This is a genomic window from Veillonella intestinalis, assembly GCF_943193155.1.
Classification (GTDB): Bacteria; Bacillota; Negativicutes; order Veillonellales; family Veillonellaceae; genus Veillonella_A; species Veillonella_A intestinalis.
The window spans coordinates 220,088-245,982 of the sequence record NZ_CALPDB010000001.1; the positions used below are offsets into that span (position 1 = coordinate 220,088).

Annotated in this window: 18 protein-coding genes; 17 read left to right on the plus strand and 1 reads right to left on the minus strand. The window is 37.6% G+C overall.

The genetic code is table 11. From position 1 onward, the window contains the following. The first annotated feature begins 58 nt into the window (after positions 1-58). Both leuS and NFR44_RS00990 read left to right on the plus strand, forming a co-directional pair. Entirely contained in the window at positions 59-2,527 is a 2,469-nt protein-coding gene (gene leuS / locus NFR44_RS00985) for a leucine--tRNA ligase (protein WP_251440180.1), read from the plus strand. A 171-nt stretch (positions 2,528-2,698) separates the two neighbouring features. Next, on the plus strand, positions 2,699-3,178 hold the full coding sequence (locus tag NFR44_RS00990) for a deoxycytidylate deaminase (protein WP_251440183.1): 480 nt from the start codon (positions 2,699-2,701) through the stop codon (positions 3,176-3,178). 539 nt (positions 3,179-3,717) lie between these two features. On the opposite strand, the gene NFR44_RS00995 is transcribed toward NFR44_RS00990, so the two are convergent. After that, complete coding sequence (locus NFR44_RS00995) at positions 3,718-4,947, minus strand: aminopeptidase (protein ID WP_251440185.1); 1,230 nt, start codon at positions 4,945-4,947, stop codon at positions 3,718-3,720. A 169-nt stretch (positions 4,948-5,116) separates the two neighbouring features. Here NFR44_RS00995 and NFR44_RS01000 point away from each other — a divergent pair, with 169 nt between their 5' ends. From NFR44_RS01000 to NFR44_RS01070, 15 genes are all read left to right on the plus strand, one after another. After that, positions 5,117-5,704, plus strand: coding sequence for a ComEA family DNA-binding protein (locus NFR44_RS01000; protein WP_251440188.1), 588 nt, complete (start codon positions 5,117-5,119; stop codon positions 5,702-5,704). Between the two features lie 128 nt (positions 5,705-5,832). Then, positions 5,833-8,223, plus strand: coding sequence for a ComEC/Rec2 family competence protein (locus NFR44_RS01005; protein ID WP_251440191.1), 2,391 nt, complete (start codon positions 5,833-5,835; stop codon positions 8,221-8,223). An 8-nt stretch (positions 8,224-8,231) separates the two neighbouring features. After that, complete coding sequence (holA, locus tag NFR44_RS01010) at positions 8,232-9,203, plus strand: DNA polymerase III subunit delta (RefSeq protein ID WP_251440194.1); 972 nt, start codon at positions 8,232-8,234, stop codon at positions 9,201-9,203. A gap of 15 nt (positions 9,204-9,218) precedes the next feature. Then, entirely contained in the window at positions 9,219-10,655 is a 1,437-nt protein-coding gene (locus NFR44_RS01015; protein WP_251440197.1) for a VanW family protein, read from the plus strand. Between the two features lie 26 nt (positions 10,656-10,681). Further along, a complete protein-coding gene (locus NFR44_RS01020; protein ID WP_251440200.1) occupies positions 10,682-14,425 on the plus strand; it encodes a PolC-type DNA polymerase III in 3,744 nt (1,247 codons plus the stop codon). Between the two features lie 101 nt (positions 14,426-14,526). Next, on the plus strand, positions 14,527-16,083 hold the full coding sequence (locus NFR44_RS01025) for a gluconokinase (RefSeq protein ID WP_251440201.1): 1,557 nt from the start codon (positions 14,527-14,529) through the stop codon (positions 16,081-16,083). Positions 16,084-16,235: 152 nt separating this feature from the next. Next, entirely contained in the window at positions 16,236-17,555 is a 1,320-nt protein-coding gene (locus tag NFR44_RS01030) for a gluconate:H+ symporter (RefSeq protein WP_251440203.1), read from the plus strand. A 566-nt stretch (positions 17,556-18,121) separates the two neighbouring features. Next, on the plus strand, positions 18,122-20,734 hold the full coding sequence (locus tag NFR44_RS01035) for an S-layer homology domain-containing protein (RefSeq protein WP_251440205.1): 2,613 nt from the start codon (positions 18,122-18,124) through the stop codon (positions 20,732-20,734). A gap of 334 nt (positions 20,735-21,068) precedes the next feature. Beyond that, positions 21,069-21,851 (plus strand): 30S ribosomal protein S2, encoded by a 783-nt coding sequence (gene rpsB / locus NFR44_RS01040; protein WP_251440207.1) that lies wholly within the window; start codon positions 21,069-21,071, stop codon positions 21,849-21,851. Between the two features lie 138 nt (positions 21,852-21,989). Continuing rightward, positions 21,990-22,670, plus strand: coding sequence for a translation elongation factor Ts (gene tsf, locus NFR44_RS01045; RefSeq protein WP_251440209.1), 681 nt, complete (start codon positions 21,990-21,992; stop codon positions 22,668-22,670). 65 nt (positions 22,671-22,735) lie between these two features. Next, positions 22,736-23,464: a UMP kinase gene (gene pyrH / locus NFR44_RS01050; protein ID WP_251440211.1), complete on the plus strand. Its 729-nt coding sequence runs from the start codon at positions 22,736-22,738 to the stop codon at positions 23,462-23,464. Then, positions 23,464-24,024 (plus strand): ribosome recycling factor, encoded by a 561-nt coding sequence (gene frr / locus NFR44_RS01055; protein WP_251440212.1) that lies wholly within the window; start codon positions 23,464-23,466, stop codon positions 24,022-24,024. The genes pyrH and frr overlap by 1 nt, the downstream gene beginning before the upstream one ends. 17 nt (positions 24,025-24,041) lie before the next feature. After that, the gene (locus NFR44_RS01060) at positions 24,042-24,284 is read left to right on the plus strand and encodes a hypothetical protein (RefSeq protein ID WP_251440213.1); all 243 of its coding nucleotides are present in this window, start codon (positions 24,042-24,044) and stop codon (positions 24,282-24,284) included. Continuing rightward, positions 24,262-25,038, plus strand: coding sequence for an undecaprenyl pyrophosphate synthase (gene uppS, locus NFR44_RS01065; RefSeq protein ID WP_251440214.1), 777 nt, complete (start codon positions 24,262-24,264; stop codon positions 25,036-25,038). The genes NFR44_RS01060 and uppS overlap by 23 nt, the downstream gene beginning before the upstream one ends. Position 25,039: 1 nt before the next feature. Further along, positions 25,040-25,852 carry a phosphatidate cytidylyltransferase gene (locus NFR44_RS01070; protein WP_251440215.1) on the plus strand — a complete coding sequence of 271 codons (813 nt, stop codon included), beginning with the start codon at positions 25,040-25,042 and terminating at the stop codon, positions 25,850-25,852. Positions 25,853-25,895 lie beyond the last annotated feature (43 nt).

A 25,895-nucleotide genomic window follows, 5' to 3' on the forward strand; every position in this document is an offset into this window, starting at 1 on the left:
TTGTAGTTTAACGATACGGAGCAGGTTTTAGAGGAATTTGAGTGTAGGAGGCTGTGGCATGAACGAAAAATATGTAGCCCAGGATATTGAAAAAAAATGGCAAGCCTATTGGCTTGAACATAAGTCTTTTAAGACAGAGTATGATGAAAATAAGGAAAAATATTATGTATTAGAAATGTTCCCATACCCATCAGGGAACTTACATATGGGGCATGTGCGTAACTACTCCATTGGTGATGTGGTGGCCCGTTTCAAAAAAATGAAGGGCTTTAATGTACTTCATCCAATGGGATGGGATGCTTTTGGTATGCCTGCTGAAAATGCAGCTATTAAACATGGCATTGCTCCAAGTAAATGGACGCTTGAAAATATTGAGAATATGAAGCGTCAGCAACAAGAACTAGGTCTTTCTTATGATTGGGACCGTGAAGTTGCTACTTGTAAAGAAGATTACTACCGTTGGACACAATGGTTATTCCAACAGTTCTATAAAAAGGGCTTAGCATACAAAAAAGAAGCTAAAGTTAACTGGTGTGATCATTGTCATACAGTATTGGCTAACGAACAGGTTATCGATGGTCTTTGCTGGCGTTGTGACAATAAGGTTGAGAAGAAAGACCTTAAACAGTGGTTCTTGAAGATTACTGAATATGCTGATCGTTTATTAGCTGATTTAGATACCCTCGATCATTGGCCAGAACGAGTTAAAACAATGCAGAAAAACTGGATTGGCCGCAGTGAAGGGGCTCAATTTGCCTTTGAAATTCCTGAAATCAATAAAAATATTGAAGTGTATACTACCCGTGTAGATACTATTTATGGTGTATCCTATATTGTATTAGCACCGGAACATCCATATGTGGAAGAATTAATTGCTAATAAATCAAATAAGGCCGAATTAGATACGTTCATTCATAAAGTGCGCAATTTAAATGAAATTGATCGTACTTCTACTGAGGTGGAAAAAGAAGGCCTTTTCACAGGGGCGTATGCAAAACATCCAATGACAGGCAAAGATATTCCAATTTGGATTGCAAACTATGTATTAGTTGATTATGGTACTGGTGCTGTTATGGGTTCGCCAGCTCACGATGAACGAGATAATAAGTTTGCTCGTAAATATAATTTGCCAATTCTTCCTGTTGTTCAAAACAAAGAGCACAATTGGACTTTTGATGAATGGACGAGTGATGTTCATGAAGATGGCGTGCTCATTAATTCTGGTGAATATGATGGCATGACATCTGCTGATGCTCGTGAAGCCATTATTAAGCATTTTGAAGAACGTGGTATTGGACGCAAAATGGTGAACTATCGCTTGCGTGATTGGTTGATTTCACGTCAGCGTTATTGGGGTGTGCCAATTCCAGTAGTATACTGCGATAAGTGCGGCGAACAATTGGTACCTGAAGAAGAATTGCCAGTGCGTTTGCCAGAAGATGTAGTATTTGACGGTGGTGCTATCTCTCCATTGGCTACATCTGAAAACTTTGTAAAAGCTACTTGTCCTTGCTGTGGTGGCGAAGCACATCGTGAAATCGATACGATGGATACGTTTATTGATTCCTCTTGGTATTTCTTGCGTTATGCAGATGCTCGTAATGATAAAGAAGCGTTTAGTAAAAAATTAGCTGATTACTGGATGAATGTTGACCAGTATATTGGCGGTATTGAACATGCTATTTTGCATTTGTTATATTCTCGCTTCTTTGTAAAAGTAGTTCATGATTTAGGTCTTGTTAGCTATGATGAACCATTTAGAGGCTTATTGACTCAAGGCATGGTTCTTAAAGAAGGTAGCAAGATGTCTAAATCAAAGGGCAATGTTGTTTCACCAGAAGAAATTGTAGCTAAATATGGCGCTGATACAGCTCGTTTATTCATTTTATTTGCTGCTCCAGTAGAACGTGATCTTGATTGGAGCGATGAAGGGGTAGAAGGCTCCTATCGTTTCTTAAATCGTGTATGGCGTATTGTTGATGCTTATCAGCAAATGGCTAAAAAAGGACACAGTGAAAAATTATCAAAAGAAGAATTTGCTTTACGTCGTGAATTACACCGTGTAATTAAAAAGGTTACTGAAGACTTAGATGGTAAATTCAACTTTAACACGGCTATTTCAAGTATTATGGAATTAGTTAATGCAATGTACCAGTTCAAAGACTTTCATGAAACAGTACAAGCTGAGTTAGCTAATGAATTAGTACAAAAATTATTATTACTTTTAGCTCCATTTACGCCACATATTACAGAAGAGTTGTGGCATGAAGTTGGTTTTGAAGGTAGTATTCATCAACAAGATTGGCCTGTTTATGAAGAGGCTGCTCTGGTAATTGATGAAATTGAAATTGCTATTCAAGTTAATGGTAAAGTTCGTGATAAGATTACAATTCCTGTAGACATGCCTAAAGCAGAACTAGAAGCATTAGCTTTAGATTTGGATCGAGTAAAAGAATTTACTACTGATAAAACAGTGGCTAAAGTAATTATTATTCCAAATAAAATTGTGAATATTGTTGTAAAATAAAACGAAAAGCTCACAAAGTTAATATATTGACTTTGTGAGCTTTTTTATACAATAATAAATAAGTAGTCAGATAAGAATAGAATTAATGAGTTAAATTTAAAAGTTAGAAGTTAGAAATAGTGAGTTAAATTCTAAAAGTTAGAAGTTGTGAATTAATATAGGAGGTGTCACATGCCAAAACGCAGTGATTATATAACATGGGATGAATATTTTATGGGTGTGGCTATTTTGGCGGCGCAGCGTTCTAAAGATCCAAATACACAAGTAGGGGCTTGCATAGTTAGCGAGGATAATAAAATTTTGTCCATTGGGTATAATGGTATGCCTTGCGGTTGTAGTGATGATGAATTTGCTTGGGGCCGTGATGCTGACAAAGATAATAAGTATTTTTATATCGTTCATAGTGAATTGAATGCCATATTAAATTACCGTGGCGGTTCTTTGGAAGGCAGTAAAATCTATGTTACCTTATTCCCTTGTAATGAATGTGCTAAGGCTATTATACAAAGCGGTATTCGCGAAGTGATTTATTGGCAAGATAAATATAAAGATACACCAGAAGTAATCGCCTCAAAACGTATGTTACGAACTGCAGGTGTACAGATTAGTGAATATATACCTACAGGGCGCACCTTGAATATTAACCTATAGCTTGAGGCTGTACGTGTATTCTAAATAGGATGATAAAGGAAGCCGAACAGCAAATCCTTACTTCGAGTTCTCACGAACAAAGTCGTACGGATTTCACTGTTCGGCTTCTTTCTACTTACTTTAGAGAAAATAACTGTAGCAAAGTAAGTATAGCGTTAAAGACAGCGGTGTGTGTAGATAAAGAAGAAACAGGACAGCAAAAGCTAAGTGACTTTGTTCTAAATCAGAGTCCTTTTTTTCTCTCTTATATAGAAAGGGATTACAACTACTGGAAAAGTTAGTAGAAATTAGAAGAAGGGTAAGTTGTTTAGCTAAATAAGGAATAAAAAAGAAGTGACAGCAAAATCTAAGCGACTTTTTCTAAATCAGAGTCCTTTCTTCTTCTTATATAGACAGGAATTATAGCTACTGGTTTAGATATATAATTATGAAAAAGGTCAGACTAATGTATATAAGACAATAAATGCAGTAAGCAAAAGCTAAGTGACTTGTTCGTGAGAACTCGGAACGAAGCTTTGCTTACTGCATTTATTTAACTATTATATGAGAAGCTGACCTTTTTTCATAATTGTTACGGCTTCACCAGTAGCCGTAATTCCTTCTATATCCATATCCTCATGTCCAATCATAAAGTCTACATGGGTCAAGGAGTAGTTAAGGCCTTCTTTTTTTAATTCTTCTTTGCTAAGACCATCACTATTGGCTAAGCAAGTAGGATAAGCCGCGCCAATGGCTAAGTGGCAGGAAGCGTTTTCATCAAAGAGCGTTTCATAATAGATGCGATTAGATTGGCTAATTGGTGAATAGTGATCAACTAAGGCGATTTCACCTAAATAAGCAGAACCTTCATCGGTTTCAATGAGATGTTTAAGATGTTCTCGACCAACTTTGGCATCATAATCGACGATTTTACCATTTTCAAAAGTAAAGTGGAATTCATTGATTTCATTGCCTTGATAGATGAGTGGTTTAGTACTATAGACAATACCATTTACACCATCGTATTGAGGGGCTGTAAAGACTTCTTCAGTAGGGATGTTAGCATCAAATATGATACCGCTCTTAGAGGCTTCCGCACCACCTTGCCACAGATGATTTTTAGGTAAGGTAATTGTTAAGTCCGTCCCGTTAGAGCAAGTGTAGTGTAGTGATTGAAAATGATGCTGATTCATGGCTTTGGTGCGTGATTCCAAGCGTTTTAAATGAGGGGCTAATTCTTCTTCCTTACTTACATTTTCAATCCGGCATAAAGTGAAAATTTCACTCCAAAGAGCATCAATTTTTTCTTCATTAGTACCAGTGAAGCCAAGAAGTTCAGCCCAGAGCAAGGTGGCTACAGAAGCTACACACCAAGTAAGCGTAGAATCCATGATAGCTTCGTGATAAAAATGGAGCACCTTATTAAGATTGCGTGACTGACTGGCAATGCGCTCAGATGGTACGCCTGCAAGGGCTTTCGGATTGGCGCTGATTAAAGATAAAAAGGCAGCACCTGCTTCTACATAGGTTTTGTAGTATTCTGGAATCCAAGGGGCTGGGTTAGCTAATACTTCATCGGCTGCATGAAGTAGACGCTCTTTGCCAATAGTTGTAGAACGCCAATTGAGGACTACTTCTTTGGCTCCTAAGGCATATGCTTCTTGGGTCACGATGAGTGCAAAATCTTGATTTTCTACATCTACATTGATTACTAAGGTTTGATTTTTTTGTAAATTTACACCTGTTGTTAAGAGGGCTTGGGCATATTTTTGTAAACGAATTGTTTCCATGATAGTTTCCTTTCATATATATAAATGAGTATAAAGTAAATTTATAAACTGGCTTCTATATTACTCACATTCCTAGAGTGAATTCATACCAATGGTGTGAATTAGCAGGAGTTTCTTTAATAAAAAAGAAACTCTTAGTAGTCATCACCATAGGTAGGAGGAATGTAATATGGAATTAATAAAAGCACATAAAAAATTTTGCCTTTGTCTTGGGCTGGTTTGCTTAGTGTACCTTTTGGTACTACGGCCTATTATAACAGATTCAGAGACGCAAATGAATAGCACTGAAGCCACTGCTGTAGCAACACAAACACAAAATAGATCGCAACAGGTTGAAACATCAAGTGGTGATAATGAATATGTGTATATTACTGGTGCGGTGGAAACACCAGGTTTATATAAATTGCAGGAAGGCCAAACTGTAGGCGATATGATTCAAGCTTGTGGCGGTTTATTACCTTATGCATCTGTGGATACTATTAATTTAGCTGAAAAGGCAAGTAGTGGTAGTCATATTCATGTAGCCTTTAACTTCATGGGCAATCCTGAGGAATTATTACGGAAGCAGAAAATTAATATCAATACAGCTAATGAACAAGAGTTAGTTAAACTATCGGGCGTTGGACCTGGAACGGCAAAGAAAATTATTGCCTATCGAGAACAAAGTGGTTTATTTAAGTCTATAGAAGACATAAAGAAGGTTAAAGGAATTGGTGAAGCTACCTTTAAAAAATTAGCACCTCATATAACGGTTTAAAACAGGTAAGGTAGTAACTGGATTTATTTAACTAATTTAGAGTTACGTATTATTTTAATAGCTTAGTATTTTAATGATTGGTTGTAAATTTTAAACTACATTGGACAGTATAGAGGAGGCAGTATGACGTGCAGGCTAAAGTTAACATACTATATAACTATTTAAAACAAGCCATTCAGGCCGGACTCTATTTTTTTACTATTACAGAATGGGGTGCTTTGTTGTGGTTAGCACCAGCCTGGGGGATTGTAATAGCTTATGGAATGTCTTATGAGTTTACTAATCCTATGATCGTTCTATTAAACAGTTCTTGGTATTTTATTTGGCTACTATTACAGCGATATAAAAAGAATGGCAAGAGTAAGTATATTTATGTTAATTTGTTCCAATTTAGTAATTCTTATCAGTTAGTTAGGACAGGCGCTACATCATGGCATAGTTTAGTAGTTGTCATTTTAATAATAATTAGTTTATTAGGCTTTGGCATGTATCGAACTCAACAAACAATAGATAATTATAGGGGGATTAACCCTTATTATGTGGGGGCTACAGGAATTTATACCTTGCGAGTAACAAACTTACCAGAAATAGCTACTGTAAATGGAAATTCTTATTGGCATTTAACCGGTGAATTAGTTGCCATGGATCCGCAAAAAGAAACAATTGGAAACTGTCAATTACCAGCTGAAGGGACTATTGTTGCTTATATTGTGCCGTCTAAAACAGTGCTGTTTAACAAAATTTTGCCAGGTCAATATATAGCGGTTAAAGGTAGTATTAGCAAAACAAAGTTTGCGCCCGAGGAAGGGCGTATTGATTTACGAGCTCGTTATATTACTGATCATAGAATGGGGACTTTGTATGAAGGTGATATGGTAGGCCTTGTCCCGATGAAAGAGTTACCTTGGGGTACGAAAATAAGTAATTCAATAATGGGCATGTTAGGGTTTCTTCGTTATGAATGTGGTGATGTATTGAAGGCTCATTTGCCAGGAGCGCTTGGAGAGATGAGTCAAAGTTTATTACTCGGTGGTGGCTATAATTCATTGGATGAAACGATTATGGATTCATTTGCAAAAACAGGGTTAATTCATATTTTATCCGTATCTGGCTCCCATGTAGCACTTTTATTTGGCTTTTTATTCGTAGTAGCTTCATGGCTCGGTATTAGTAAAAGACGAGCGACTTATGGCGCTATTATATTCGTAATTTTATATTGCTCAATAGTTGGGTATAATCCACCAGTGGTAAGGTCTGCTCTCATGGGAATTATTATGGGGCTTGGGATTATTGAAGGGCGATTATATCAAAGTCGACAAGCCTTACATATAAGTGCTGCAGTACTATTATGTATGGAGCCATTATTATTGATGGATGTTAGTTTTCAATTATCTTTTGGTGCTACTTATGGAATTTTGTTATTTGGTCGTAGTATCTACCAGCGGTTACCAAAGGGGTGGCCCTATGTAATGGGGCCACTAAGTTTATGTATAAGTGCGCAATTATTGATATATCCATTGCAATTATATTATTTTCACTTAATGGGCTTAGGCGCTTTTATAGCGGCTATTTTAGTAGGTCCTATTTTAGATTTAGCTATTTTAGGGGCAGCTATATTACTTTTAATGAATTTAATAGTGGATATATCATTAGGTTGGAATGTTCTAGCATGGCTTTTAAAAGGAGCCTTATTCTTAAATTTTTCTATTGCTAATATACCTGGCTTTGTTAATTATTGGGGCGCTTTAACTATTATGGCAGGTTCTCTTTATATATTAGGTTGTCGATTTTTATATTATTATTTTTCAGAATCAAGAATGCTCTATTGGTGGCGCGAAGCAATGATTGTCATGGGGCTTATGGCCTTATTGTTATTACCAATACATAGTATATTTCAAAGGTCTGTATATGTTCATATAATTCCACTATCGCAAGGCGCCGCTTTTTTGGTGGTAAAGGAAGAACCTTTTAAAGGGCGAGTCGGTTGGCTTCATGTAGCGACGGAAGGAAAAACCTTATCTCGTGTATCACAGGGCGCCATTGTTAATGCTGTACATTATTATGGGATTACTAAACCGCAGCAAATTTCTTTAGGGGGAGTAAAGCAAACTGAAGACACTAATTTAGAACCTTTAATGACTTCACTGCATTGGTCATTTCAGGATTTACATAAAAGTCAAATCAATGAAGACATTTATATTGGGCAATGGACTGGAGATTTTAATGGCATTTTTGAGGAGCAACCTAATGCCGTAATTGCAAGGGGCGCGCATGGAGGATTCCTATTCAGTAATGGACAAAACAGTAAAAAACATCTAAAATTAAAAGAGATGAAATCATATATTGTTGGAACTACAAATGCCGTTTTAGCCACGTCTCATAATCGAGATGAAGCGAATAGTTTCCCTGTCCTTGTGTATTGGTCGAATGGAAATAAACGGAGTGAAGTAGACGTAGATCCAGCCGATGAAAATCGATATATTACGGGCACAACTGTGATCCCGGATTTTTTATTGTAGGAGAAGCTATGGCGATACAGTTACTATATGGTGATGAGTCACAGCTCATAGAAGAAAAAAAGCAAGCCTTTTTAAAGGTCCATTCGGATTTAACAGTTCAAATGTTAAATGATGAAGTGGGCGCAAGGCGTATATGTGAAAAACTAAGTGAAGACTCTTTATTCGGGGAACCAACCTTATATTGTCTGGTCAATATACCTATTTTTGCTAAAGCGAATAAAAAAGTGAGTGATGAGTGGCAGCAAGTTTATGATATGTTGTTAACTTACGATGGGAATCATCCCGTTTTATTGTTATATCATGAGACAATAGATAAACGGTTAAAGGCGAATAAGGATTTCTTAAAAGCTGTTCCTAATGAGGCCTGTGAACGATTAAAAGGGCCTGAAATTGTTACATGGTTACAAACATATTGTAAATCTCATGGCTTTACTATGAGTGCTGATGGGATGGAATATATTCATCATTTATTAGAACTTTGGCAAGATGTACCAGTTAGCTTTTTACGGACTGAATTTGATCGTTATTTTTTATTATTACCACCAAAAGGTCAAATTACGCAGGACTTTTTAATTGCTAATGGTAGTGACTATGGAGCGAAAAATATTTTTTTATTTAAAGAAGCTCTCTTTAGAAAAGATGTAAACACTTTATTAGCTCTATTTCCTTATATGCTACAAAATAAAGAAGTAGAACGGGCTATGTCATATATTGAAGGTCAATTACGTTTACAGCTTATGGTAAGTGAGTGTAGAAGTAGTGGCTTAAGTGAGCGGGCGGTACAAGAATTGTTTAAAGAAGCTGGGTCAAACGTAAAAGCATATCCCATTACACTTGCTTATCGTCAAAGTCAACAAATTTCAATTCGTGCCTTGGCGAAATTATTACGTGGTTTATACGAAGTAATGCGTGATAGTCGTCGTGGTGAAGGGTCAGTGTCGTATTTTAAAGATTTATGTTTAGCCTATTGTGCTGAATAGGCTGTGGGGGTTTATATGAAACGTAAAATTGGTATTATAGCAGGTGCTGTATTAGGTCTTGTATCGATTAGTGCAGGCGCTTTTTTATATCCAACAGGCAATGTGATTCAAGGTATGCAACTAGCTGGACAAGATGTATCTAGAGTGGATAAAGAAGAATTAGTAGCTATTATAGAGTCGGAAGCTTCTAAAGCACCAACTCATATGACTGTAAAATGGAAAAATGGTAAAGAAACGAAAGTGGCCTTAGCTGATATTGGGGTAAAACCAAATGTAAATAAAACCATTGAAAGCATTATGTCTTATGGCTATGAACCTTCTATGGAAGAATATATTGTTAATCGTTGGCAAGCATTAGTGAAGCCTGTTTCTAAATCTATTGTGTATGATGTAAATGTTCCGGCCCTAGAAGCGTTGCTACAGACCTATAATAAAGAGATTGCTAAAAGTGGACATGATGCCTATTTGACAGTAGAAGATGGCAAAGTTGTACTGCATAAAGAAATTGCTGGACAGCGTTTAGACATTGCTAAAACGGTAGCCAATTTGCAAGAACAATTAGCTAAAGGCGAAGTAACAACCTTAGCTTTAGTAATTGATGAGCAAGCTAATCCTAAAATAACGGCGGAAGATTTAAAGGGCATTAATACTGTTTTAGGAACGTATAGCACTACTTTTAACTCTGGGGATACAAGTCGTACACATAATATTCAATTAGCTACTGATAAAATTAATAATGTAGTAATACAGCCACACCAAAAGTTTTCCTTTAATGTAATTGTTGGTGAGCGTACTGCTGAAGCGGGATATGATGATGCTCCAGTATTTATGGACGGTAAATTAGTGCCTGGCATTGGCGGGGGAATTTGTCAAGTTAGCTCTACTTTATTTAATTCTGCTTTATTATCAGGGATGACGATTGAAGAAAGGGTGCCTCATTATGCACCAGTTGGTTATATTTCGGCTGGACGTGATGCAACAGTAGCTTATGGATACATTGACTTTGTATTTAGTAATCCGTATGAACATCCGATTTATGTATTAGCCCATACGATAGGTGACACTTTGACAATTAGTATTTTGGGCTTTGCGGCTGATGAACCAACAAATGCTTCAGTTGTAGTAGGTGGTGAAACGGCTATTCCTCATGAGACTCAAGTAACTATTGATCCAGCCGTAACTAAAGAAGAAGTTAAACAGGCTGGACATGATGGCTTAAGTGTAAATACAACGGTTCAATTGACGTATAAGGATGGGCGGACTACAACAGATAGCTTTAATTCTACCTATGACCCTGAAACAACGATTATAGTTCGTCCTAATAAAGCGGTAGATGCTAAGAAAGAGGTAGAACCTAAGAAAGCAGACACTGATTCGGCTAAACAAGAGAGCACGGATACGAGTAGTGATACCAGAAAGTCTGAACCGGTGAAAAGCGAAACGGCAGAGTAATTACGTAGTAAGAAAGAAGGATAGTCATGAAAGTACGCTATCATATAGTTCCCAAAGCTAAGCAAGAAACAGCGATGCTTATTGAGAGCGATGATAAGTCTATAAAAGTTAAAAATGTGCTGTCCTCAGAGGAAGCATTTAAATTATTACATAGTAAGTTAGATCATTGGTATAAGGAAAAACAAATTCAAGCTAAACAAGTTGAAGCCTATGAATCTACTGTCTTTGTGTATGACTGGGACAGTGAACCAATTCATGATCATACGGCTGAGGAATATTGTTTTGCTGGAGGTTGTGATATTGCTGAGTTAATTGCTGAATTAGAAGAGCAACATAGAGAAGAGCTAGAACTCAAGCTTACTGATGCAGAAATTGCAGAGGAACAAGCGCTAGCAACTCAAATTTATTATGACAGTACTATGCCAGATGAAATGATAGCTATAGATAGGCTTGAGGCAATGGATGCTAGTTTTGAGGATGAGTTTTTTCCCTTTGCTACAGCCGCTGATGAACCAATTCCTATGTATGAAGATCCCGTGTATTGTGATTATGTGCCGGCAAAATCGACAGTGCCCATTAGTGGTAGTAGCGGTGAAAGCGGTTTTGCCTATAAGGGCAAACGACGTCGCAGTTTTAAGCGGGATGTGACGGATCCTGGTATGTTATTAGGACCAACTATTGAAGGCGATTCCCTACCTATTGCTTCAGTGAATGAAGAAATGAATAATGCAATCTTTGAGGGGATTTTTGTTGGCTTAGTATTAATTAAGACAAAGACAGAAAAAGGCCTTATTAAAGGTAGTATTGTAGATGGCACGAATAGTATTCAGTTTGTAAAATTTGTAGATAATTATGAAGATGCTGAAACACTCTTAAAAACAATGGAAAAAGTTAAGGGTGTGCGTGTGCAAGGGGATGTAAACTATGATGATAAATTTGAAAAAGATTACATCTTTAGTTTGCGCAGTATTCAAGAGTTAAAAAAGGAAAGAAAGCGCACAGAAAATAGAGCTGATTCTCGTGTAGAATTACACTTGCATACTAAAATGAGTGATCGTGATGCCTTAGTTAATGTCAAAGAGTTACTTCAAACAGTCAAAGATTGGGGTCATCCAGCAGTAGCTATTACTGACCATGGTGTTATTCAAGCTTTTCCAGAAGCGCAAGATATTGCTGGTAAATTAGGGGTTAAAGTTATCTATGGTGTGGAAGGCTATCTCATTGAAGATGAAGAAAATGATACTCGTTCACATATTATCTTATTAGCGAAGAATACAGTAGGGCTTCGTAATTTGTATAAGATGATTACCATTTCCCACTTACAGTATTATAAACGCCGTCCACGCTTGCCAAGAGCGGTGATTGAAGATCATAGAGAAGGTATTATTATTGGCTCTGCCTGTGAAGCGGGTGAATTAATTCGCGCTATTGTAAAAGGGGAATCACAGGAGCGTTTATTAGAAATTGCCTCTTTCTATGATTATTTAGAAATCCAGCCATTAGAAAATAACCGATTCTTACTATATGATAGACGAACTGGGGAGCAGATTCGCGAAGAATCTTTTTTAGTTGATATAAATAAAAAAGTAGTAGAAATCGGTGAAATATTAAATAAGCCAGTTGTGGCTACATGTGACGTCCATCATTTGAATGATGATGAGAAAATTTATCGGCAGATTATGCTTACTGTATCTGGGTTTAAAGATATTGAGCGTACACCATCTTTATATTTGCGCACAACGGATGAAATGTTAGAAGAATTCAAATATTTAGGTGAAGAAAAAGCCTATGAAGTTGTTGTTACGAATTCTCGTATGATTAATGATAGCATTGATACCTTACAGCCAGTTCCACAAGGTAAGACTTATTCACCTAAAATCGAAGGGGCCGATGATGAACTCACAGAGATGTGTTATAAAAAGGCAAAAGATATTTATGGAGATCCTTTACCAAAAGTTGTGGCTGATCGTTTGGATTATGAGTTGACTCGTATTATTGGTAATGGCTATGGCGTGTTATACTTCATTGCTCATAAATTAGTACGTAAATCCTTGGATGATGGTTATTTGGTAGGGTCCCGTGGTTCGGTAGGGTCCTCTTTTGTAGCTACTATGGCAGATATTACAGAAGTAAATCCATTGCCACCGCATTATATTTGTCCAAATTGTAAGCATAGTGAGTTTTTTGAAAAAGGCGAATATGCAGGGGGCTTTGATTTGCCACGCAAGAATTGTCCGGAATGTGGTACGCCCCTTAATACGAATGGTCACGATATTCCATTTGCGATTTTTATGGGTTTTAATGGTGATAAAGTGCCTGATATTGACCTTAACTTCTCTGGTGATTATCAGCCTCGCGCTCATAAGTATACAGAAGAATTATTTGGTCGTGATAATGTATTCCGGGCAGGTACGATTGGTACGATTGCTGAAAAAACAGCTATTGGTTATGTAAAGAAATATGCTGAAGCTCAGGATATTCAAGCGCGTCAAGGCTTCCTTGAAGCACTAGCTAAAGGTGTTACGGGCGTTAAAAATACAACAGGTCAGCATCCAGGCGGTATTATGGTCTGTCCACGTGATATGGATGTGCATCAGTTTACGCCAGTACAATATCCAGCGAATAAAAAAGATAGCGGCATTATAACGACTCATTTTGATTATCACTCTTTTGAAGGTTGTATGACTAAACTTGATATTCTGGGCCATGATGATCCTACTATTATTCGTATGTTAGAAGATATTACAGGCGTAGATGTTCAGACAATACCATTTGATGATCCTGAAACCTTGAGTTTATTTTCCTCGACTAAAGCCATTGGTTTAACACCAGAGCAGTTAATGGGGGATAAAGTAGCTTCATTAGCAGTACCTGAGTGTGGTACGGGCTTTGTGCGGCGCATGCTGGAAGATTCAAAACCACAACATTTTTCTGATATAGTTCGAATTTCTGGTTTTTCACATGGAACGAATGTGTGGCTAGACAATGCACAAACGCTGATTAAAAATGGCACTTGCAAATTGAATGAAGCAATTTCTACTCGTGATGACATTATGAACTTTTTAATGCATCGAGACATTGAGCCATTGACTTGCTTTAAAGTTATGGAAAATGTGCGTAAAGGTAAGGGCATAGATAAACTCAATAAGGTAGGGGAAAAGGAAACAGATTATGAGGACCAAATGCGGGCCGGTGGTATTCCTGATTGGTTTATTGATTCTTGTAAGAAAATCTCCTATCTATTCCCACGTGCTCACGCCGTAGCGTATGTTATGATGGCGTTCCGTATCGCTTGGTTCAAGATTAATTATCCATTAGCTTTTTATGCAGCCTATTATTCTATTCGAGCTAAGGCGTATGATATGAAAATTATGGCTAGCTCCTTAGAAGTACAACGGGCTGAGTTTGAACGTTTAAAAGCTTTAGATAGAAAAGCGTCTAATAAAGATAAGGATATGATGAGCGCTTTAGAAGTGTCTATGGAAATGAAACAGCGTGGTTTTAATTTCTTAGTAGCGGACTTAAATCATTCGGATGCACATCGTTTCAAAATTCATGACGGGGCGTTGTTGCCACCATTTGTAGCCGTAGATAGTTTGGGTGAAAAAGTAGCTGATGCTATTGTGGCTGAACGTGAAAAGAGCCCATTTACATCGGTGAAAGATTTGCAGCGTCGTTGTAAGATTTCAGAAAGTATTTTGGCAACTATGCGTGATTTAGGCTGTTTTGGCGACTTGCCTGAAGATGAGCAAATGAGTTTATTTGGTTAAGATTAAGAGCTGGCAGTGATAATCGTTGTAGTATAACAGTATAATCTTTATACTACAACAGTAAATAATCACTAATAAGCAAATGAAAAGAGGCGGTTATAATGACCTTAAAAGTAAAAGAACCCGTTTGGATAGGTGTAGACGTTGGTACTACTGGTGTGCGTGCTACTGCTTATACTTCAACTGGCAAAGCCGTAGCCACTACGGAGGCTTTTTATAGTTTAGAAACACCCCAGTATGACTGGGCAGAGCAAAATCCGCAACAAATTTATGATGCTGTAGAGGAAGTGGTAAAGGGGACAGTCGCTGAACTACAGTATAAATTAGTGACCATTTCGGGATTGGCTTTGAGTTCAGTTATGCATAGTTTTATTCCTCAAGATGAAAATTTTCAATTTCTAGGAAATATGATGACTTGGGCAGATAGTCGTAGTGCTGCCATTGTACGCCGTTTAGAATTAGATCCTAAATGTAAAGAATTTTATTTTAATACAGGCTGTCCACTTCATGCATGTTATCCTTTGGCAAAAATTTTGTGGGTAAAGGAAAACCAACCTTCTATTTTTGATAGAATGGCACATATTGGTTCGATTAAAGATTTTATTTTCCGCAACTTGACAGGGGAATGGGTAACTGATAAGTCAGTAGCAAGTAGTAGTGGCTTATATAATGCGCATAAAGAATGTTGGGATGAAACAATTCTTGATTTCCTAGGAATTACTAAAGACCGTTTACCAGAGGTTGTATCTACAACTCATAGCAATGAATTAGTTCCAGACGTTGCAAAACGCTTAGGTTTACCTGCTGGCTTGCCAGTAGTAATTGGCGCTACTGATGGTGTATTAGTTAATGTGGGAATTGGTGCAGTGTCAGCCGGGCAATTAAGTTGTACAATTGGCACTAGTGGCGCTATTCGTATGTTAACTGAAAAAGCTCGCATGGATAAGAACCAAAGAACTTGGTGTTACAATCTAACTGACAATATGTGGGTTGCTGGTGGTGCGATTAATAATGGTGGCATTATTATGCGTTGGATGCGTGACCGAATTCTTCACTTGCATGGGTCTCAAATGGAGCAACTGGATGTGGATCCTTATGATTTGATGACGATGAAAGCTCGTCATGTGCCTGCTGGTTCGGGCGGACTACTTTTGATGCCATTCTTTACTGGTGAACGGGCGCCGTACTGGAATTCTGATTTGCGAGGTGCTTTTATTGGTTTATCGTTAAATCATAGTCGTTCTTATATGATTCGAGCAACTATGGAAGGAATTTGCTATAGCTTGCTTTGCGTGTTACAAGCTTTGCGTGATTTTGAAGAAGTAAAAGACATTCGTGTTAGCGGTAGTTTTACAAAATCAGAATTATGGTTACAAATCATGGCTGATGTATTTAATGAGTCTATTACATTACCAACTAATAGTGAAGGCGCTTCGTTTGGGGCTGCTGTTTTAGGCTTTATCTCTGATGGTACCTTAAAAGATATTAAAGATACGGCCACGTTAGTTACAGCTCAAGAAGTATATACACCAAAAACGGCTAATCGTGAAATTTATGATGAATTATTTAGAATTTATGAATCTTTATATACTAATATGAAGGATGATTTAGCTCGTCTTGTTAACTTCCAGCAAGAACATCCATTTAATCGTTTATAGTTTAGTACTTATTATTTGAGATTGAATAGCTTACAGGATTGTAATACTGAGTTTTTAGAGAGAGAGTATATTTGTTATCTCAGTTTTGTTAGGGTGTTTTACTATGGGGCCTCGTCGTTTGTGAAATGTGTAGTTTGAAAGGAGGCGCTCTTATGCCACTGGTTATTTTGGCATTAGGCATCGTGCTATTATTCTTCCTGATTGTAAAAGTGAAGTTAAATAGCTTTTTATCTCTTATTTTAGTGTGTATTTTATTGGCCTTTGGAGAAGGGTTACCAATCGATAAAATTTTCCCTACCATTCAAAAAGGCTTAGGGTCAACATTAGGTGGTTTAACTATCGTTGTTGGTTTTGGTGCCATTCTTGGTAAATTGATGGCTGATAGTGGTGGGGCTCAACGAATTGCTACTACCCTTATCAATATGTTTGGCCGTAAAAATGTAAAATGGGCAGTTTGTTTGACTGGATTTATTGTAGGTATTGCCTTATTTTATGAAATTGGTTTTGTGCTTTTAATTCCTTTGGTATTTACGATTGCCGTAGCTGCAGATATTCCTTTGTTAGAAGTGGGTATTCCTATGGCAGCGGCATTGTCAGTAACTCATGGATTTTTGCCACCGCATCCAGGTCCTACGGCGATTTCCGTTATTTTTAATGCTGATATTGGTAAAACTTTAATTTATGGATTAATTATCGGCATTCCAACTGTTATTATTTCGGGACCTTTATTGTATAATACGGTTAAAGATATTAAAACTGAAATCCCAGAAGGGCTTCATAATGATAAAAACTTCACTGATGAAGAAATGCCTTCTTTTATGAGCAGTATTTTAACAGCGTTAACACCGGTTATTTTAATGGCTATTAGTGCTGTTGGTAAAATGATGGGTATTCCTAAAGATGCGCCAATTATGCATATCTTTAACTTTATTGGCGATCCAAGTGTAGCATTAACAATTTCTATTATGGTAGCTTTTTATACTTTTGGTTATGCTCGTGGCAAAACAACTAAAGAAATCATGGAAACTTCTGAAAAAGCAATTTTAACAGTAGCTATGATTTTGTTTATTGTTGGTGCTGGTGGTGCTTTAAAACAAGTGCTTATTGATAGTGGTGTAGGTAATTATATTGGATCCCTTGTGATGGGGGCTAATTTATCGCCATTACTCTTAGCATGGATTATTGCTGCCGTTATTCGTATTGCTGTTGGCTCTGCTACAGTGGCTGCTTTAACAGCTGGTGGTATTGTGGCACCATTAATTCCTATGACTGGTGTAAGTCCTGAACTTATGGTATTGGCTGTAGGTGCCGGTAGTGTAATTTTCAGCCCACCAAATGATCCAGGCTTCTGGCTGTTTAAAGAATTCTTTGGTTTAACAGTAAAACAAACAGTTCGCACTTGGTGTGCTGTAGAAACTGCCATTGCCGTATGTGGTTTAATTGGTGTAGAAATCTTAAATTTATTTATGTAATATATAAGCTGACATTGTTTACTACATTGCATGATGAGTAAATTAGGCTTATAAGAAGTTTAACAATTTCTAGAATTTAATAGATTAATAATTTAATAAGGTGATTTCCTTTAGATTAGCTTTTACAAAGCGCTTTCTTATTAGGAAATCACCTTTTTATTTTTTTAGAAAAGATATTTGAGGCTGTAGTTTAAAGATTAAATACTGCTTGAGTAGCATGTATTAGTTCGATATAGGATATCTAGATCTTAATCGGGTTTATATGCATAAACAAAAATATTAAATACATATAAAAATAATGTATATTATAAAATATGAAGACTTAAGAGTTTATATCTTGTAGAGTATATTTAATTATAGTTTGTTGATAAATTCCTATATGCTAACTGAATTTTATGGTGCTTAATAACTCCTGATAAATATAGGCTAGATTAATTTTGCATTTTAGGAATTTATGAATTGTTATAAAAATAATGAATGATTACTTGAAAAACAAATTAGTATAAATTATAATATGAAAATAAAATAATAAGTGATATTTTGTGTGTAGTAATTTAGGTGATAGAATGAAACGAAAAAGTAAGCAAATACTTGCGCTATTGGTATTAAGTGCAGTTGGTTCTTTGTGGAATGGTTATGAAGTACAAGGGGCAACAGATTATATTAGTGTTTATTCTACGGAAGCACTTCCAAAAGATACAGGCTATAATAGTGTAGCTATAGGACCTAATGCAGAATCTGCTGGTGAAAACTCTTTGGCTACTGGCAATGGAGCTATAGCTAAAGGGGCTAGCAGTATTGCCACAGGTTATGAAGCCAAAGGGCAAGCAATTCGCAGTATTGCTACAGGGACATCTGCACAGATTGATGAAATTGCAGCTAATGCTATTGCTATTGGCTATAATGCTAACGTAGTTAGAGATTCAGATTACAGAGATAACCTTTCAAATGGTGGTAAAGCTAAGACTAGTGGTCAAAATGCCATTGCTATTGGAACTAATGCCTATACATCAGGGAGCCAAGCGATTGCTGTAGGGACTACGGCTAAGGCAGAGGGCTATAATTCAGTAGCTATTGGCAATAATGTAAGTGCTACTGGGGATAGTTCTACTGTTATTGGCGATGGGGCTTGGGGCCATGGCGTAAAAAGTACTGTATATGGGCAAAATGCTAAGGTGTACAATGCGAGCATTGACGAGGATGCCAAGGAATTAAAAGCTAAAATTGATAATTTGCGAATTGACAATCAGCAGTATTTGACTGGCTTAGGTGAATTAGAAAATCAAGGTAATAATGCTGTAGCTATTGGGGGCGATACAAAAGCATCTGGCTGGGGTGCTTCGGCATTAGGCTATAAAGCTTATGCTTTGCACAGTCAAACTACAGCTTTGGGAGATGATGCTAAGGCAATGAACTATGCAGCTAGTGCTGTGGGTACCCATAGTTATGCCTCTGGTATACAGGCTACTGCCTTAGGGAATGGTGCTGAAGCATTAGGTATGCAGTCTGCTGCCTTAGGCTCTGGGGCAGCTGCTACTGGTGCACAATCCTTAGCGGCTGGCTGGGGCGCTGGTGCGAGTGGTAAAAATGCTATTGCTCTTGGATCTTCCACTAAAAGTGTAAAAACCTGGAATACTAAAGGTGGTGAAACCAGTACATATGCTACTGAATTGGGACAATGGAATGCATCAGGTGATTATTCTGTAGCTGTGGGCACTGACGCGCTAGCAAATAATACCGATACTATTGCAGTAGGTCGTAATGCTACAAGTACAGAAGCTGATAGTGTAGCTGTAGGTCATAATGCTAAGAGCTCTGTAGCTGGTGGGGTGGCGCTAGGTAGTGCGTCGGTATCTACTCGTGGTGCTTTAAGTGATGTAACGGTGACGAACACCGCAAGCTCCGCTAATAATCAAGTTTATGGGGCAGCGAATAGTACTGACACTGCTAAAGCGGCTATTGCAGCTACAGTAAAAGGGAAACTAGGTGCAGTATCTGTAGGTAATGACGGAGCTACTCGACAAATTACGAATGTAGCAGCTGGTTCTGATGATAGTGATGCAGTGAATGTGGCGCAATTAAAATCGGTAGAAACTTCAGTTCGAGAATATGTAAATGCTAATGCAGTCGATGTAAAACAAGGCAATGGCATTATCGTAACAGAAACGCCAGCTGGTACAGATGCAGAGGGCAATGAGACTAAACATACCTTTACTGTTGCATTAGCTGATGACATTAAGAATTCCATTACCAATAATACGAATAATATTAGTAAGCTTGGCGATACTATTACAAATCTAAATAGTCAAGTACAAATTAATATAGGCGATATTACGAATTTAAAATCGCAGGTTGCTAATAATACGCAAACTATCAATACTCATACAGAGCAAATTAGCGATCTAAATAATCGTGTAAATGGCGTAAATGGTCGTATTAATAGCTTAGATAACCGCATGGACAAAGTGGGCGCTGGTGCAGCGGCCTTAGCAGGCTTACATCCACTTGATTTTAATCCTGATGATAAATGGAGTTTCTCTGTAGGTTACGGCAATTATGGTAATGCTAATGCAATGGCAGTAGGTGCTTTTTATCGTCCTAATGAAGATGTGATGGTAAATGTAGCGTCTTCTACGGGCAATGGTGAAAATATGATTTCTGCTGGCCTTAACTTTAATATTGGTCAAAGTAGTGGTGTTTCACGTTCCCGTGTAGCTATGGCAAAAGAGATAGAAGTATTAAAAGCTCGTATTGATCAATTAGAAGCGCAGCAACGAGGTAATAAGGCTAACATTTCATCTAATGCAGTTAATATGAATGTGAACTTCCCAGATGTGCCTGAAAATCATTGGGCCTACGCATATGTAAAAGAGTTAGCGTCTAAAGGTCTGCTTGTTGGTTATCCAGATGGAGAATTTAAAGGTAATCAATCTATGACGCGCTACGAATTTGCGGCTGTTATTTACCGTGCTTTACAAAATGGAGCTATTGTTGATGGTAATATGGCTCGTGCTACTGAAGAATTCGGTCAAGAAATGGTGGCTGTTGAAAAAGCAGATAGATTCCGTGTGGACTTAGTTCATGGTAAACCAAGTGATCGTTACAAAGTAGAACGTATTCGTGTAAATAGCGAAGATAAAGAGAGTCGCGATGTGTATGGTGGTCATACAAAAATGTAGAAAAGCATATTCTAATTAAAATTTAGCCATACTAAAATCCTCCTACCTATTGTTAATGGGTGGGAGTTTTTTTAGAAATCGTGACACATTTCGAAGGGACCTTTGTTCCTTATTAATTCGTGTGTAAGAGAAGGGGCATATTTTTGTACCTTATATTGCACATTTCATGCATAATATTTTTAATGAAACCCTCTTGTCACACTAGTGCCTCATGTGCTATAATTTTCAGGTATGAAAAATTACGCACGCAGTCTGATTCAATGTCTGTGTCAGGAATTGTCCTGATTTATATTGAATATGATGCTGCGGAGGTTTATTAACAGGAGGTGCCAACATGGCAGTAGTATCAATGAAACAATTATTGGAGGCCGGCGTACATTTCGGTCACCAGACTAGAAGATGGAACCCTAAGATGGCTAAGTTCATCTTCACTGAACGTAATGGTATTTATATCATCGACCTTCAGAAAACAGTAAAAAAAGTAGAAGAAGCTTATGATTTCCTTCGTGAAGTAGCTCAAAACGGTGAAGTAATTCTTTTCGTGGGCACTAAAAAACAAGCTCAAGAATCCGTTAAAGAAGAAGCTATCCGCGCTAACATGTTCTACGTTAACGAACGTTGGTTAGGTGGTATGTTAACTAATTACAAAACTATCGAATTACGTGTTAAACGTTTAAAACAGCTTGAAAAAATGGCTGAAGATGGCACATTCGAACTTCTTCCTAAAAAAGAAGTTATCGGCTTACGTCATGAAATGGAAAAATTAGAAAAATACCTTGGCGGTATCAAAGATATGCCTAAAATGCCAGGTGCATTATTCGTAATTGACCCTAAAAAAGAACGTATCGCTATTGCAGAAGCTAAAAAATTAGGTATCCCAGTAGTAGCAACTGTAGACACTAACTGTGATCCTGATGAAATCGACTTCCCAATCCCAGCTAATGATGACGCTATCCGTGCTGTTAAATTATTAACTGGTAAAATGGCTGACGCTGTATTAGAAGGTCGTCAAGGCGAATCTTTAGATGATCAAGGTGAACACCAAGAAGCAGCTGATCAAGCTATGAAACAAATGGAAGCTGATTCCGCTGAAATGGTACAAGACGGTCAGGGCTAATAGCTGACATTGCCTTAAAACTTAAAATTTATTTAATAATATGTTAAATATTATTTGATAAAATATGTAGAACGATATAAAATTAAGGTAAGGCTAAATAGACCTTACCTTAATTAATGTGTAGGAGGTATATATTATATGGCGATTACTGCTGCATTAGTAAAAGAATTGCGCGAAATTACAGGCGCAGGCATGATGGATTGCAAAAAAGTGTTAACAGAAGCTGAAGGCGATATCCAAAAAGCAATCGACTTACTTCGTGAAAAAGGGTTAGCTGCGGCAGCTAAAAAAGCTGGTCGTGTAGCGGCTGAAGGTGTGGTTGCTTCCTATATTCATGGTGGCGGTCGTATTGGTGTTCTTGTAGAAGTTAACTGTGAAACAGACTTCGTTGCTAAAACTGAAGACTTCCAAGACCTTGTAAAAGATATTGCTATGCAGATTGCAGCAGCAAATCCTACGTACTTAAATCGTGAAGAAGTACCTGCTGAAGTTATTGAACATGAAAAAGCAGTTCTTTTAGAACAAGCTAAAGCAGAAGCAGAAGAAGATGTAAAAGCTGGTCGCAAACCAAAACCAGAAGCAGTTCTTGAAAAAATGGTTAATGGCCGCGTTGAAAAATTCTATAAAGAAAACTGCCTATTGGAACAGGTTTTCATTAAAGATGGTGACAAAACTATTACTGATGTTATTACTGAAAAAATCGCTAAAATCGGTGAAAACATTAACGTACGTCGTTTCGTTCGCTACGCTTTAGGCGAAGGAATTGAAAAGCGTCAGGACGACTTCGAAGCTGAAGTTCGTGCAGCCGCTGGTCAATAAGATTTAAGAGATAAGAGAACACCGTCATGTGTTCTCTTATTTTGTAATAGCAGAGGAGTATCGCAATGAGTAATAGAAATTTTAAACGTATCGTCTTGAAATTAAGTGGTGAAGCTTTAGCAGGTGATCAAGGCTTCGGTATTAACCCAGTTGTAGTAGAAGAAATTGCCAAAGAAATTGCAGAAATTGCTAGAACAACAGATTTACAAATTGCTATCGTAGTAGGTGGCGGTAATATTTGGCGTGGTTTAGCTGGCAGTGCTAAAGGCATGGATCGTGCGTCAGCTGACTATATGGGTATGATTGCAACTGTAATGAATTCACTAGCCTTGCAGGATGCACTTGAACATGCTGGTGCAGCGACCCGCGTGCAAACAGCCATTGCTATGCAGGAAGTAGCAGAGCCATACATTCGTCGTCGTGCTATTCGTCACTTAGAAAAAGGTCGTATTGTTATTTTTGCAGCTGGTACAGGGAATCCATATTTCTCTACTGATACAACAGCTGCGCTCCGTGCTGCTGAAATTGAAGCTGACGCTATTTTAATGGCGAAAAAATTTGCTGATGGTGTGTATGATAGTGACCCACGTACTAATCCAGAAGCTAAAAAGTTTGATGAACTTACTTACATGGACGTAATTAGTCGAGAACTTAAAGTAATGGACTCTACATCTACGACCTTGTGTAAGGATAATAATATCCCAATCGTAGTATTTAGCATGGATATTCCTGGTAATATTACACGCGCTGCGAAAGGGGAAGTTGTTGGTACTATCGTAAGAGGTGAAGAATAATGGACATTCAAGAGTTATTAACCCGTGAAGAAAGCCGCATGGACAAAACCATCGAAGCTTTAAAGCAAGAATTTGCTTCCATCCGCACCGGCCGTGCTAGCACTGCCCTATTAGACAAGGTTATGGTTGATTATTATGGTACACCATCTCCAATTAATCAGGTAGCTAATGTAACAGCACCTGAACCTCGCTTAATTTTAGTAAAACCTTGGGAAAAATCTATGATTGGCCTTATTGAAAAAGCAGTTTTACAATCGGATTTAGGTTTAAATCCAAGTAATGATGGCGATACAATTCGTTTAGCAATTCCTCAACTTACTGAAGAACGTCGTAAAGAACTTGTTAAAGTAGTAAGTAAAAAAGCAGAAGAAGCAAAAGTGGCAGTACGCAATATTCGTCGTGATGCTAATGATGCTATCAAAAAAGAAGAAAAAGCTAAAACAATTACAGAAGATGATGCTAAACAAGGTCAAGACCAAATTCAAAAATTAACGGATAAAAAGATTAAAGCCATTGATGATTTGAAAGATAAGAAAGAAAAGGACGTATTGGAAGTATAATGAATACGCCAAACTTAATGGTTGGATTACCTTGGCAGCTTGCGCAGCAGATGTTGCAAGCTGCCAATATCCCTTTTGCAGTAACTATCGGTGAAAATTATAATCGATTTTTCACTGTTGCAGACAATGATTTTTACGTAGGCCGAGTAGCGTACGTAGAGGAAATGGGGATATGGCAAATATTGTTATATCGTCCGATGGTAGCAAGTGGTTTTGAAAACTGCAATGAGGTACAATATGCTAAAGAAATTACTACGTAAGAATGAGGATACTAAAACATTAACTGATGTTATACTGGATCCTCACAATATACCTCACCATGTAGCTATTATTATGGATGGCAATGGTCGTTGGGCTAAACGCCGTGGTTTGCCTCGTACGATGGGACATCGTGCTGGGGCTGATGTATTAAAAAAAATAGTTATTGCTGCTGATGAAATTGGCATAAAAGCATTAACAGTATACGGTTTTTCTACGGAAAACTGGAAGCGTCCAGAACAGGAAGTATCCTTACTTATGAGTTTGATTCGTGAATACCTGTTAGGCAATGTGCGTGATATGCATGAGAAAAATGTGCGTATTCGCTTTGTTGGCTATATAGGGGGACTTTCTGAAGAATTGCAAAAAATTATTGCTGACGCTGAATCCTTAACACAGAATAATACGGGTCTTACCTTACAGTTAGCCATTAACTATGGGGGACGCGATGAAATAGTACGAGCTGTGCGTGCCACTGCTGAAGACGTGGCTGCTGGGACTTTGGCTATAGAAGATATTACAGAAGAGTCTTTTGGTAATCGTTTGTTTACGCAAGAATTTAGTAATGTAGATTTATTAATCCGACCAAGTAATGATTATCGCATTAGTAATTTCTTATTATGGCAAATCGCCTATGCGGAATTTTGGTTTACAGAAACGCATTGGCCTGATTTTACAGCACAAACATTATTAGATGCTGTATATGCTTACCAGCAGCGAGAACGTCGCTTTGGTGGTTTAAAGACGGAGGAATAATATGCTCAAGACTCGTGTCATTACAGCTTTAATTGGGTTTATTATTGCTGTGCTAGCAATCACTGTAGGTGGTTATCTTTTTAATGCGATTATATTGCTGTTAGCTTTATTAGGTTGGCGGGAATATGCAAGTATGCTGCGTAAAATTGATATTGTAGTTCCTGAACGTTGGGGCTATGTATATTCCACACTATTAATGATAATGCTGACCTTTGGTTTTTATAAATGGGCGATTATGGTGGCCGCAGCTGCTGCTATGACCATGGGCTTGATTTATATTTTTGGGTCAGCACGTTTAAATATATCTGTTGTAAGTTGTGCCACTTTTGGTTTTTTCTACATTAACGGTGGTTTTGCTGCTTTGTTGATGCTTCGTGAAACTTCCATTTATGAATTATTGTCTGTTCCTGTAGTGAGTGCCAACATGGGGGAATTAGTAATCTGGTTATTACTATTTACAACTTGGGCTAGTGATACTTTTGCTTATTTTGCAGGCCGTCAATGGGGAAAACGTAAGATTGTCCCTAATATTAGCCCTAATAAAACCTTAGAAGGCTATGTTGGTGGCTTTATAGGTTGTTTATTTACGGGCATAATTTATGCTGTGATTGTTGGCATGCCACTTATGCTTGGTTTAGGCGCTGGTCTATTAACTGGCATCGTAGCACCATTAGGTGATTTATTTGAATCTAAATTAAAGCGTTATTGTGGTGTAAAAGACTCGGGTGTATTATTACCTGGCCATGGTGGTGTTTTAGATCGCTTTGATAGCTTGCTTTTTTCAGCACCTATGGTATTAGTTTATTTATTATAATAAGTATCTCAATCTATTATAAGGGCTTTGATACATTATAAGC